The organism is Aquabacter sp. (assembly GCF_965279295.1).
Classification (GTDB): Bacteria; Pseudomonadota; Alphaproteobacteria; order Rhizobiales; family Xanthobacteraceae; genus Aquabacter.
Genome location: NZ_CBDIHQ010000012.1, coordinates 106,696 through 119,473 on the forward strand (window position 1 = coordinate 106,696; position 12,778 = coordinate 119,473).

The 12,778-nt window shown below is 64.7% G+C and carries 9 protein-coding genes; 8 read left to right on the plus strand and 1 reads right to left on the minus strand.

Annotation, left to right across the window (positions count from 1 at the left end; all coding sequences use genetic code 11):
* Nucleotides 1-46 precede the first annotated feature (46 nt).
* On the minus strand, nt 47-1,111 hold the full coding sequence (locus ADADO0_RS06000; protein ID WP_511304201.1) for an ABC transporter substrate-binding protein: 1,065 nt from the start codon (nt 1,109-1,111) through the stop codon (nt 47-49).
* A gap of 122 nt (nt 1,112-1,233) precedes the next feature.
* On the opposite strand from ADADO0_RS06000, the gene ADADO0_RS06005 reads away from it, so the two are divergent.
* The 8 genes from ADADO0_RS06005 to ADADO0_RS06040 all read left to right on the plus strand — a co-directional run bounded on the left by ADADO0_RS06005 (nt 1,234) and on the right by ADADO0_RS06040 (nt 12,707).
* The gene (locus tag ADADO0_RS06005) at nt 1,234-2,157 is read left to right on the plus strand and encodes a polysaccharide deacetylase family protein (protein ID WP_511304202.1); all 924 of its coding nucleotides are present in this window, start codon (nt 1,234-1,236) and stop codon (nt 2,155-2,157) included.
* 93 nt (nt 2,158-2,250) lie between these two features.
* Nucleotides 2,251-3,201, plus strand: coding sequence for an acetamidase/formamidase family protein (locus tag ADADO0_RS06010; RefSeq protein ID WP_511304203.1), 951 nt, complete (start codon nt 2,251-2,253; stop codon nt 3,199-3,201).
* A 69-nt stretch (nt 3,202-3,270) separates the two neighbouring features.
* Entirely contained in the window at nt 3,271-4,065 is a 795-nt protein-coding gene (locus ADADO0_RS06015; protein WP_511304204.1) for an ABC transporter ATP-binding protein, read from the plus strand.
* Nucleotides 4,066-4,078: 13 nt separating this feature from the next.
* Nucleotides 4,079-4,909 carry an ABC transporter permease gene (locus ADADO0_RS06020; protein WP_511304205.1) on the plus strand — a complete coding sequence of 277 codons (831 nt, stop codon included), beginning with the start codon at nt 4,079-4,081 and terminating at the stop codon, nt 4,907-4,909.
* Between the two features lie 28 nt (nt 4,910-4,937).
* A complete protein-coding gene (locus ADADO0_RS06025; protein WP_511304206.1) occupies nt 4,938-5,888 on the plus strand; it encodes an ABC transporter substrate-binding protein in 951 nt (316 codons plus the stop codon).
* Between the two features lie 87 nt (nt 5,889-5,975).
* Nucleotides 5,976-7,865, plus strand: a complete 1,890-nt coding sequence (gene htpG / locus ADADO0_RS06030; protein WP_511304207.1) for a molecular chaperone HtpG — start codon at nt 5,976-5,978, stop codon at nt 7,863-7,865.
* 189 nt (nt 7,866-8,054) lie between these two features.
* Nucleotides 8,055-10,775, plus strand: a complete 2,721-nt coding sequence (locus tag ADADO0_RS06035; protein ID WP_511304208.1) for a DNA translocase FtsK — start codon at nt 8,055-8,057, stop codon at nt 10,773-10,775.
* Between the two features lie 156 nt (nt 10,776-10,931).
* Nucleotides 10,932-12,707 carry a bifunctional diguanylate cyclase/phosphodiesterase gene (locus ADADO0_RS06040; protein ID WP_511304209.1) on the plus strand — a complete coding sequence of 592 codons (1,776 nt, stop codon included), beginning with the start codon at nt 10,932-10,934 and terminating at the stop codon, nt 12,705-12,707.
* Nucleotides 12,708-12,778 lie beyond the last annotated feature (71 nt).

The window sequence follows — 12,778 nt, forward strand, 5'->3', positions numbered from 1 at the left end:
GCCACCTAAGGGGTGCGGCGCCTCCTAAGGCGCCGCTATCCCTGGATTACTTCGGCATGCGCTGGGCTGCCGGGGGCAGGTAGGAGCTGTTGAAGATTTCGGACGGCGGCTGGGCGTTCTCAAGCTTGAACAGCTTGGCCACATTGTCGACGGTCAGCTTCACGCGCTCCGGCACCACGGTTGACAGGCCGTTGGCCTTGGTGAAGGGCGTCACAACGAGGCTCAGCGCCAGGTCGAGGCGGACCTTCTCGATGTCGGTCTTCATCATCGCGTCGCGCGCCTTCATGACCTTGAGCGCGGCTTCCGGGTCGGCGATGGTGTCGAGGAGGCCCTTGTTCACCGCGCGGATGACCTTTTTCACGATCTCCGGATTGGCGTCGGCATACTCCTTCGTGGTGGCGAGCGACATGCCATAGAGTTCCGGACCGAAGCTGGAGAACCTCATGACCGAGATTTCATCCATCTTCAGACCCGCCTCGAGCGCGGCCGGAAGCTGCGAGTTCACGAAGCCGCCGAGGCCTTCCACTTCCTTGCGCTGAAGCATTGCGGCGAACAACTGGGGCTGCACCGGAACCCACTGGACCTTGGCGTTGTCCTCGGGGCTGAGGATGAGGCTGATCATGTCGTAGGCGGCCGTACCGGGGCCGGCTGCGATCTTCTTGCCCATCAGGTCTGCCGGCTTGCGGATGTCAGCCGAGGCGCGGCTGATGATGGCAAGCGCGCTCTGGTCGAAATACATATAGACGCCGACCAGCGGCTTGCCGGGGTTCTTCGCGTTGAACACGATCATGCTCGGCACGTCCACGAGGCCGAACTGGTAGGCGCCACTGGCGACGCTCACGGCCACATTGGTTGCACCCTTACCCGAATCCATTGTCGGGTTGATGCCCTCGTCCTTGAAATAGCCCTTCGACTGGGCGACGAAAAACGGCGCGTGGGTCCCCTGGATCAGCCAGTCCATGGAGATGCGCACATCCTGTGCCTGTGCGGAACTTGCACCGGACAAGGCGGCGAGGACGCCTGTGGCAGCCAACGCGCCGCGTAGGAAATTGAGTGTCTTGAAGCTTTTCATCACAGCGTTGGCCCTTGAGTGGATGTGAACGGTGTTCATGATTTTTACCTAAATTTTTTATATTGCAAGTTCATTCAAGTTTGTTAGCGTCGCGGCATCCTGCTTCCGGGCCTGTTCCGGACGATGCGAGGCCGCGCGGCAGGGGTTCAACCGAGCCGAAGATGCTGGAGGACACGATGCTGAAATTGCCGAGCCAGAAACGTTACGACTATTCGCCGATTACCAAGCGCAAGGATTTCACCTGGCCTGAAGGCAAGCGGCTGGCGTTCTATGTCGCCATAAATATCGAGCATTTCGCGTTCGGTGCCGGCATGGGCATGGACCCCACCGTGAAGGGCGGCGGCCAGACCCAGCGCAATTACGCTTGGCGCGACTATGGCAACCGCATCGGCGTATGGCGCCTGTTCGAGATCCTGGACGAACTGAAGCTGCCGGCATCGATCCTGCTGAATTCGAGCGTCTGCTACGAATATCCCGAGATTATCGAGAAGATCAAAGAGCGCGGCGACGACGTGCTCGGTCACGGCCGCACCAATGCGGAACATCTGAAGCCGTTCTGGGAACACGACGAAAAGCGTGTCATCCAGGAAGTCACCGACATCATCGCCGAGCATATCGGCGTCGCCCCGACAGGTTGGATGGGACCCGGCGCCAACGAATCCAGCGTTACCCCCGACCTGCTGAAGGAAGCCGGCTACACCCATTTGCTCGACTGGCCGATGGACGACCAGCCGGTATGGATGCGCACCCGCTCCGGGCCGCTCCTCACCGTGCCCTACCCGCTTGAACTCAACGATGCCGGCACCTTGGTCGGCCGCGACCACAGTGGCCGTGAGTTCGCGGACATGATCGTCGATCAGTTCGAGGAAATGCTGGAGCAGTCCGAGCGCCACCCGCTGGTGATGGCGATCTCGCTTCACGGCTTTATTCTCGGCCAGCCTTTCCGCCTTCGCCCGCTGCGCCAGGCGCTCAAGCATTGCGCCGAGCACAAGCACGCGGACCGCATCTGGTACACCCGCGCCGGCGACATCGCGAAATACTGCATGGACATGCCTGCCGGCACGATCCTCGGCAGCGAAGGCTAGAGACGCGCCCCTCGCGCCCCCTCTACCGCTTGCGGGGGAGGGGATGCCCCATCCGATAAAACACCGCTTGGCTATAAGCCCAAGGAGAGTGCAATGAGCACCCATCATCATCTGCCTTCGAAGCCCGAGACCGTGCACTGGGGCTTCATCGACGCGTCGCTGCCGCCGGTCATCAAGATCGCGTCGGGCGACACCGTGACCATCGATTGCGTCTCCGGCCATCCCGACTGGATGCCGGACCCCAAGCGCGGCCTGACCATTCTGCCCGACCTGGTCGAAATCTTCGAGAAGGTGAAGAAGGGCACGGGCAACCACATCTATACCGGCCCGGTCTATGTTGAGGGCGCTGCGGTCGGCGATGTCCTCCAGGTGAAGATCGAGGAGATCACGGTCCGCCAGGACTGGGGCTGGAACGTCTTCCGCGGCTATATGGGAACGCTCCCCGAAGACTTCCCCTATTTCAATCTCCTGCTGCCGGAACTCGACCTCAAGGCCAATCAGGTGATCCTGCCCTCCGGCCTGCGCGTGCCCATGGCGCCGTTCTTCGGCCAGTTGGCGGTGGCGCCCAAGCCTGAGTTCGGCCGGCAGAACAGCAAGGAGCCGCGCGAGTTCGGCGGCAATATCGACTGTAAGGCGCTGACCGCTGGCAGCACCATCTATCTCCCCGTGTGGAACGAGGGCGCGCTCTTCTCCACCGGCGACGGCCATGCCGCTCAGGGTGATGGCGAGGTGAACGGCACGGCGGTGGAGACCTCACTGACCGGCGTCTTCAACTTCACCGTCCGCAAGGATCTGGGCTGGACCATGCCGCGTGCCGAGACGCCGGAGAAGTTTGTCACCTTCGGCCTCGACGTCGACCTTGACGATGCGGCCAAGCAGGCGCTGCGTGAGATGATCGGCTGGATCGTCGACATGACCGGCATTCCGAAGTCAGAAGCCTATGCTCTGTGCAGCTTCGCCTGCGACCTGCACGTCACTCAGACCGTGAACAACATCAAGGGCGTTCACGCGATGATCGACAAGTCCATCCTGCAGAAGGGGTGAGGCAATCTGGGTTCCCTCCCCCTTCGGAGGGGGGAGGGAACCAGCGGGAGGTCTGCAGTGGGAGCGGAAATGAGCAAGTTTGTCGAATTGGATCGGGTCGAACTGCGCTACGGCGGAGACGAGGACGGCACCCTTGCGCTGCACGACCTCAGCCTGACGGTGGACGAGGGCGAGTTCGTCGCCGTTGTCGGACCGTCCGGGTGCGGAAAATCCACCCTGATGAAGGTGGTGACCGGCCTCTGGCCCGCCAATGACGGCACGGTCATCGTGTCCGAAAAGGAAGTGGACGGCCCGCTCAGCATCACCGGCATGGCGTTCCAGAACCCGAGCCTGCTGCCCTGGCGCACCACCCTTTCCAACATCATGCTGCCGCTCGAAATCGCCCAGCCCCATGCCGGCCGGCTGCGGCGCAACCGCAATGAATATCTCGCCAAGGCACGCGACCTCCTGAAGCTGGTCGGCCTTGCGGAATTCGAGCAGAAATTTCCCTGGCAATTGTCCGGTGGCATGCAGCAGCGCGCCTCGCTCTGCCGCGCGCTGATCCATGACCCGAAGCTCCTGATGCTCGACGAGCCGTTCGGCGCGCTCGACATGTTCACGCGAGAAGAATTGTGGCTCGAGCTTCAGACCCTGTGGCTGGCCCGCAAGCCCACCGTGATCCTGGTGACGCACGACCTGCGTGAGGCGGTGTTCCTCGCCGACCGCATCCTGGTGATGAGCAACCGTCCCGGCCGCATCATCGCCCAGTACAAGGTCCCACTCCCCCGGCCGCGCACGTTGGATGGGCTGTTCACGCCGGAGGCGAGCGAACTGATCCAGACCCTGCGGGACCATATTTCCGTTGTCCGGCGCAAAGCGGCGTGAGGGAACCATCGTGATGATCGACACGACCGCCGCGAAGCCGGCCAAGAAAGTCCGCAAGCCGCTCCTCCTGCGCCGCAAAGCGGTGCGCCGAATATTGCCGGTTCTGGTGATCGTCGGCTTCTTCGTTCTGTGGGAGCTGGCCGTCAGGCTGTTCCACATCGAGAACTTCGTCCTGCCGGCGCCCACCGCGATCTTCGCCTCAATGATCGAGTGGCACGCTGTGATCGCCGAGGCGGCGTGGCAGACGTTCCTGACGACCATCATCGGCTTTGCGCTCGCCGTGGCGTTCGGGCTGCTGGTCGGGACCATCATCGGCGCTTCGCCGGTAATGTATGATGCGTTCTATCCCGCGCTGATCGGCTTCAATTCCATTCCGAAGGTGGCGGTGGTGCCGATCCTGGTGATCTGGTTCGGCATCGGCACGGTCCCGGCCATCATCACCGCGTTTCTCATCTCCTTCTTCCCGATCATGGTGAACGTCGCCACCGGCATCGCCACGGTCGAGCCGGAACTGCGGGACGTGCTGCGCGCTTTGGGCGCCAAGCAGTATCAGGTGGTGTTGAAGGTGGGCCTGCCCCGCGCGATGCCCTATTTCTTCGCCTCGCTGAAGATCGCCATTTCGGTTGCCTTCGTCGGCTCGATCCTGGCGGAAACCGTGGCATCCGATGCCGGCATCGGCCATCTCATGCTGGTTGCCTCCTCCCGCTTCGAGGTGCCGCTCGCCTTCGCCGGCCTGCTCACCACGGCGGCCATGGGTATTGCCATGTATGTGGTCGCGGTTGCGATCGAGCAGCGCATGACCGGATGGGCAACCCGCGGCGGCGGCATTTCCGCCACGCCGTAGCCCCCTCGCCTGAACGCCGGAGAGTCTCTTGTCCTTGTCTTCATCCTCCGGTCGCGCGCTGACGCGCGTGACCGTCAACGTCTTCCCCGGCGGCTTCAACTGGCCGAGTTTCGTCGGCCAGAGCGAGGGATTTTTCGCGCGCGAGGGCATCGAGGTGTCGCTGCTGCCGACGCCGAACTCCATCGCCCAGATGACCGGCCTCGCCGAAGGCGCCTACGACATCGCCATCACCGCCATCGACAACATCGTCGCCTATGTCGAGGGACAGGGCGAAGCGCCCATCGGCCCGCAGCCGGACTTCTTCGCCTTCATGGGCAGCGATAGCGGCTTCCTCAGCCTGATTGCGGCCGGGGACGTGAAAACCATCCCCGATCTTGCCGGCCGCACCCTGTCGGTGGACGCCCGCACCACCGGCTATGCCTTCGTCCTGCTGGAGATGATGCGGCTGGAAGGCTTTCCCGAAGAAGATCTGACGATCGAGAAGGCCGGGGGAATGGTCCAGCGGTTCAACGCCTTGCTGGAGGGCAAGCAGGCCGGAACCCTGCTGTCGGCGCCCTACAACATCCTCGCCCGCCAGCGCGGCCTGTCGCAGCTGGCCCACGCGGTTTCCGTCATCGGCCCCTACCAGGGCAATGTCGGCGCCACCCGGCGCGGCTGGGCGCAGGCAAATCCTGAATTGGTGCAGGGTTTCATCCGCGCCTATAGCGCCGCCATCGACTGGCTCTACCTTCCGGAGAACCGTACCCGAGCCATCGAGATTCTGCGCGCCAACGTGACCATGGACGAGGCGCTGGCGCAGGAGACCTATGTGGAACTCCTCGACCCCGCGCACGGCTTCTTCCGCGACGCGCGTGTCGATGTTGCCGGCATTGAGACGGTGCTCGCTCTGCGCAGCCGCTATGGCCTGCCGCGCAAGACCCTGAACGACCCCTCGCGCTATTACGACCCCTCATTTTATCAGACCGCCATGGGCGGCTGACGCGCAAGGCCGTCATTCCCCTTGAAATTGGCGGCGTCTCCGGCCATCTCCTCGCTTGCCGCAGCAACCGAAGAGATGTGTTCCGCCATGACGACCACGAGCGCCGCCACCCCGGAAAGCCACGCGTTCGAAGCCGATGTAGCCAAGCTGCTCCACCTGATGGTGCACTCGGTCTATTCGGACAAGGACGTCTTCCTGCGCGAACTGATCTCCAACGCGGCGGACGCGTGCGAGAAGCTGCGCTACGAATCCATCTCTGCCCCCGCTCTGCTGGGTGATGATCCCAAGCCTCGGATCACTCTGACGCTGGATGCCGAGAACCGCCGGCTGACCATCGAGGACAACGGCATCGGCATGACCGCCGCCGACCTCTCGGAGGCGCTGGGCACCATCGCCCGCTCCGGCACCAAAGCGTTCATGGACCGCATCTCGGCCGCCGAGGGCAGCGAGGGCACGCAGCTCATCGGCCAGTTCGGCGTCGGCTTCTATTCCGCCTTCATGGTGGCGGGGAAAGTGGACGTCACCTCGCGCCGTGCCGGCACGGACGAGGCCTCGCTCTGGTCCTCGGACGGGCAGGGCACCTACACCATCGCGCCGATCGACGTGGCAGACGCCCCGGCGCGCGGAACCCGCGTGGTGCTTCATCTGCTGGAGGATGCCGCCACCTACACCGAACGCTACACGGTGGAGCGCATCGTCCGGGCCCAGTCCGGCCATGTGCCGGTCGCCATCTTCCTGCGGGCACAGCCGGACGCCGAACCGGAGGAGATCGCCGACGGCGCGGCCCTGTGGACCCGGCCCAAGGCGGACATCACCGAAGAGGAATATGCCGACTTCTATCGCGGCGTCGCCGGCCAGTTCGACAAGCCGGCGCTGACGCTGCACTACCGCGCTGAAGGCCGACACGAATATTCCGTGCTCGCCTTCGTGCCCGGCTCCAAGCCGTTCGACCTGTTCGAGCCGGACCGTCACGGCCGCATGAAGCTCTATGTGCGCCGCGTCTTCATCACCGATGATGCCGACCTTCTGCCGCGCTATCTGCGCTTCGTGCGCGGGCTGGTGGATTCCGCCGACCTGCCGCTGAACGTCTCGCGCGAAATGATTCAGGAAAGCCCGGTGCTCGCTGCGCTCAAGAAGGGCGTCTCGAACCGCGTGCTGTCGGAGCTGGAGAAGCTCTCCGCCAATGATGCCGACGCCTATACCAGCGTCTGGGAGAATTTCGGCGCCGTCCTGAAGGAAGGCCTGTACGAGGATTATGAGCGCCGGCAGGCGCTGCTCGGCCTCGCCCGCTTCAAGACCACCACCTCGGCCGGCGCCTGGCGCTCGCTGAAGGATTATGTGGCGGGGATGAAGGAAAACCAGACCGCCATCTATTACGCGCTCGGCAGCGACCTTGAGCGGATCGAGGCCTCTCCGCAGCTCGAAGGGTTCCGGGCGCGCGGCATCGAGGTGCTGCTGCTGCCGGACCATGTGGATAGCTTCTGGGTCACGGCGGGGATGGATCACGAGGGCAAGCCGTTCAAGTCCGTCACGCAAGGGTCGGCGGACCTCAGCCTCATTCCTCCGAGCGAGGACATCGCGCCGCCGTCCGCCGAGGCGAGCGAGCAGGTCGCGCAGTTCGTCACCTTCCTGAAGGCGACGCTCGAGGATGCCGTCTCGGACGTGCGCACCTCGGATCGGCTGACCGAGAGCGCGGTGTGCCTGGTGGCGCCCGAGCGGGGAATGGACCGGCAGTTGGAGAAGCTCCTGGCGGGGGCCGGCCGTGCACCCGAAGTGGCAAAGCCGGTGCTGGAAATCAACCCGCGCCACGATCTGGTGGTGAAGCTCGCCGCCCTTGGCGGGGAGGACCCCACCTTCCGGGACGATGCCGCCCATCTGCTGCTGGACGAGGCACGCATCCTGGATGGCGAACAGCCGGCCGATCCGCGCGCCTTCTCCACACGCCTCGGGCGGCTGATGGGGCGCGCGCTCGGCTAGAGTGCGGGCGGGCTGCGTGGCGTGTCGCATCGCTGCGGCAGTCGCCGCGCAGCAAAGCCACACTCTGGGGAAAAAGCACCGCGCATGACCCGGATCGGGTCCGTCCAAACCTCCCGTTAACGGCCCGCTTCTATCCCTGGAAGCGAACGTTGCCGGCCGGTCCGCACGGCTCATGGGTCATGGACGCACATGTCTTCTTGGAATCGCCCCACCGATCCACTTGCCTCCGTCTTCCCCCCCTCGACCGACACAGGCTCCGCTCCCCGCGTCAGCATTTCCTCTTGGCTCGCGGCGGATCAGGTGCCGAGCTGGCTGAAGCCTTTCACGCTGGACGAGAACACGCGGTTCACCCGTACGCCGGACCTCCTGCTGCGCGCCCGTATGCCGGGTCATGCGGCCCCGCCCACCGGCGAGCCCGCGACGGAGACGGCGGACGTCGCCGTTGAGCCCGAATCCCAGGTGATGGCGTTGCCGCAGCGCACCGCCGAGGAGATCGAGGACGACGACATCCTCATTGACTGGACCGGCGAAAGCTGGGCCGCACGCGCCTTTGCGCAGGAAACCGCCTTTACACAGGATGGGGCTGTCGAAGAAACCTTCACCCAAGAATCGCCCCTTGAAGAATCGCCCCTTGAAGAATCCCCGCTTCAAGAGCCTGTCGCGGAAGCGGTCGATACCCCCGAATCGGCAGAGGCGGTTACCCTCGAAGCCGAGGCATTCGAGATCCAACCCGCTCTGACCGCCGAAGCGGAGCCGGTCGCGTCCGTCTTCGTCGCGGCTGAAGCCGCCGGATCGGCCGAGGTCCCTGCGCCGGAGATGACCGACGAGGCGATCGTCTCAATCGAGGCGATTCTGGAGGCTGTGTCCTTCGCGGATATCCCGCCATCTATCCGCCGGCTCGCCCGCCTCATCTCGGTCGCGTCTTCCAGCATGCCAACGGCGGCGCCCGACCAGGATCTGGTTGCGATGCCCGTGGAGACGGTGCCGGTAGAGGCCTATCTGGCCGACGCGGAGCCGATCCCGGAACTGTCGATCGAAGACATCCTGCCTGTCGACCTCGCACCTGAAGCCCCTGCGTCTGAAGTCCCCGCACCTGAAATCCTGCCGCCCGAGATCGAGCGTGTCGCTTCGGCACCTGAGATGCCGCCGGTCGCCGTCGAGAACGCCGAACAGGCTGAGATCGCCCCGCCCGCACTGTTTTCCGCTGCCGGATACACCGTGCATGCCTCTTTCGGCTGGCCGATCTTCACGCCCGCCGCCGAAACTTTGCCCGTTGCGCAGATGCATGCCGAGGTTCAGGCGCCCATCGCACCACCGGTCCCGCAACAGACGCCCGTCGTTCCCGTGTCCGCAGTCCCCGCGCCGCTCGCCAGGGAGCAGCGGCCGAGCCATTTCGCGTACGAATTGCCGCCGCTTGAACTGCTCGCCGAGCCGCCCGTTCTGGAGCCCGTCTTCGAGCTGTCCGAGGAATATCTCGACCGCAATTCCGCGGCGCTCCAGCAGACGCTGCGCGACTTCGGGGTGCGCGGCGACGTGATCGACGCCAATCCGGGCCCGGTCGTCACCCTTTACGAGTTCGAGCCCGCGCCGGGCACGAAGTCGAGCCGGGTCATCGGCCTGTCCGCCGACATCGCCCGCTCCATGAGCGCGATCTCGACCCGCGTGGCGGTGGTGGAAGGGCGCAACGTCATCGGCATCGAACTGCCGAACCAGCGCCGTGAGACCGTTTGGCTGCGGGAACTCCTGGCCAGCCAGACCTTCGCCGACGTCCGCGCGCGCCTCGGCATCTGCCTGGGCAAGACCATCGGCGGCGAGCCTGTCATCGTCGATCTCGCCCGCATGCCCCATCTGCTGGTGGCCGGCACCACCGGCTCGGGCAAGTCGGTCGCCATCAACACCATGATCCTGTCGCTGCTCTACCGCCTGACGCCGGAGCAGTGCCGCCTGATTATGATCGACCCCAAGATGCTGGAATTGTCGGTCTACGAGGGCATTCCCCATCTGCTGACGCCCGTCGTCACCGACCCCAAGAAGGCGATCATCGCCCTGCAATGGGCGGTGCGGGAGATGGAGGATCGCTACCGCAAGATGTCGCGGTTGAAGGTCCGCAACATCGAGGGCTTCAACGCGCGGGTCGCCGAGGCGCGCGAGACCGGCGAGGTCGTCACCTCCATCGTCCCCACCGGCTTCGACAAGGAGACCGGGGAGGCGACCTTCGCGGAGGTCGTCATGGACCTCGCCGCTCTGCCCTACATCGTCATCATCGTCGATGAGATGGCCGACCTGATGCTGACCGCCGGCAAGGACATCGAAGGCGCGATCCAGCGCCTCGCCCAGATGGCCCGCGCCGCCGGCATCCATCTCGTCATGGCGACCCAGCGCCCCTCGGTGGATGTCATCACCGGCACCATCAAGGCCAATTTCCCGACCCGTATCTCGTTCCAGGTCACGTCCAAGATCGACAGCCGCACCATCCTCGGAGAGATGGGCGCCGAGACCCTGCTGGGTCAGGGCGACATGCTGTACATGGCGAATGGCGGCCGCATTTCCCGCGTGCACGGCCCGTTCGTCTCCGATGGCGAAGTGGAGAAAGTGGTGGCCCATCTCAAGGCGCAGGGGCGGCCGGAATATCTGGATGCCGTCACCTCCGACGATGAAGGCGAGGACGAGGAAGACGACACCCCGGTGTTCAACAAAAGCGCCCTCGCAGCCGAGGACGGCGCGGATAATTACGAGCAGGCGGTGGCGATCGTGATGCGGGACCGCAAGGCATCCACCTCCTATATCCAGCGCCGGCTTCAGATCGGCTACAACAAGGCCGCCAGCCTCATGGAGCGGATGGAAAACGAAGGGATCGTGGGTGCGGCAAACCACGCCGGCAAGCGGGAAATTCTGACCTCTCGCCCGTGATGCCGATCTGGCAAACACGATGACGTGACGCTACGTAGGCATCACATACGATCAAGTGACGCCAGCAACGACCTGAGGGGCCTTTTCCACTGTGGTGCAGCGTGTCACTTTGGATAGGAGCCGCCCAGTTGGCGGCGCGAGGCGGAAATCTGAGCCATGGATCGAACGGTGATCGACAATGAGGAAGCCCGCCTCAATGCTCTGCGGGACCTCAATTTGCTGGATACGCCCCCCAGCGAAAGCTTCGATCGTATCACTCGGCTCGCCAGCAGATTGTTCCATTCGCCGGTCTCGACCATCTCGCTGACCGATCGCGACCGCCAATGGTTCAAGTCCCGCGTGGGCGTGGACCTGGCGGAAATCCCCCGCTCGGAAGCGCCGTGCGCCTATGCCGTGCAGAACGACGCGGTCTTCGTCGTCTCGGATATGGAGGAAGACCCGCGCTTCAAGGGTGGCCTGCTGGCAAGCGTGGGCATCCGCTTCTATGCCGGGGCGCCGCTCATCACCCGTGCCGGCTATGGGCTCGGCACCTTATGCATCATCGGCGACAAGCCGCGCGACTTCTCGCAGGAGGAGAGCCAGGTCCTTGCCGATCTCGCGGCCATGGTCATGTCGCAGATCGAGCTTCAGAACGCCTTCGGCTGCATCGATGCCACCAGCGGCCAGCCGAACGAGCACCAGCTTTTCGAGGATCTGGACGATCTGAGCGCCCGCGAGCCCGGCGCGGCGTGCACCGCTTTGCTGATCGAGTTCGCCTCGCCGCCCCAGGTCACCCACGGCCAGCGCGTCCTGGGCGCCACCTATGCGGCGTTCATCCGCCAGAGCGTCGAACGGATCCGCAGCCTGCTGAAGCCGGCCCAGAGAGTCTATCACGTCGGTCCCGCGCGCTGCGCCATCGTGCTGCGGGGAGAAGCGCCGGACGAGTTGCGCGATATCATCCACGATCTGACGGTGGGGCTGCGCGCGTTCGTCCTGTGCGCCGGCATCCCTCTGACGCCGGACCCCGTGTTCGGCGTCTGTGCGTTCCAACTCGGCGCTGTGGCCCCGCGCGATGTTCTGCGCCGCATGTTCAACGCCGCCGCCGATGCCCGAAACAACGGCGATTCGGTTGCGGCCTATGACGAAGGGCACGACCTCGCGCACCGGCGCCGGTTCCTGCTCCTGAACGATATCGGCTCCGCGCTGAAGCACCCCGGCGAGCTGCGGTTGGTCTATCAACCGCGCGTCGATCTGCGCAACGGCCGCTGCGTGGGGGCCGAGGCGCTGCTGCGCTGGCGCCATCCCCAACTGGGCGAAGTTTCGCCGGCGGAATTCATGCCGCTCTTTGAGGACACGGCCTTCACCGTCCTGCTCACCGACTGGGTGCTGGACCAGGCGATCGCCCAGCAGGCGATCTGGGACCGCTCCGGCGGCTTCCATCGGATTTCGATCAACGTCTCGGCCCGGAACCTGGAGGATCCGCGCTTCGCGGAGCGTCTCGCCGCCATTCTCGCCCGGCACGGCGTCGCCCCCGGCGCGATCGAGCTGGAATTCACCGAAAGCGCCCTGCTGACCCGCAGCACCAGCATTCTCAGCGAGATCGCGGCGTTGCGCGACATGGGGGTCGCCATGTCGATCGACGATTTCGGCACCGGCTATAGCTGCCTGTCCTATCTCCAGCGCTTGCCCATCAATCTCATCAAGGTGGACCGCTCGTTCATCACCCACCTTGCCACCAACACCTACGACCAGAAGCTGGTGCGGGCTTTGATCGGCATGGCTCACGATCTCGGCTACGGCGTGGTGGCGGAAGGCGTGGAGACGCAGGAGACCTACGACATGCTGGTCGGCTGGGGATGCGACGAGGCGCAGGGCTTCCTGATCTCGCGCCCCCTCGCCCCCGAGGCAATGGAAAGCTGGGTGAACCCTGAGCGGGTCGCTGCGCGCGCGTGAACCGCGCATGACGTGAACGCGGACGGGTTGCACGCGGCACCGTGCACCCGACATATAGCGCCGACAGGGAT

Excerpts from the sequence above, each read along its gene's own strand:
- ADADO0_RS06010 (WP_511304203.1), top strand. The coding sequence starts at position 2,251 with ATGAGCACCCATCATCATCTGCCTTCGAAGCCCGAGACCGTGCACTGG.
- ADADO0_RS06035 (WP_511304208.1), top strand. The coding sequence starts at position 8,055 with ATGTCTTCTTGGAATCGCCCCACCGATCCACTTGCCTCCGTCTTCCCC.
- ADADO0_RS06015 (WP_511304204.1), top strand. The coding sequence starts at position 3,271 with ATGAGCAAGTTTGTCGAATTGGATCGGGTCGAACTGCGCTACGGCGGA.
- ADADO0_RS06020 (WP_511304205.1), top strand. The coding sequence starts at position 4,079 with ATGATCGACACGACCGCCGCGAAGCCGGCCAAGAAAGTCCGCAAGCCG.
- ADADO0_RS06040 (WP_511304209.1), top strand. The coding sequence starts at position 10,932 with ATGGATCGAACGGTGATCGACAATGAGGAAGCCCGCCTCAATGCTCTG.
- ADADO0_RS06005 (WP_511304202.1), top strand. The coding sequence starts at position 1,234 with ATGCTGGAGGACACGATGCTGAAATTGCCGAGCCAGAAACGTTACGAC.
- ADADO0_RS06000 (WP_511304201.1), bottom strand. The coding sequence starts at position 1,111 with ATGAACACCGTTCACATCCACTCAAGGGCCAACGCTGTGATGAAAAGC.
- htpG (WP_511304207.1), top strand. The coding sequence starts at position 5,976 with ATGACGACCACGAGCGCCGCCACCCCGGAAAGCCACGCGTTCGAAGCC.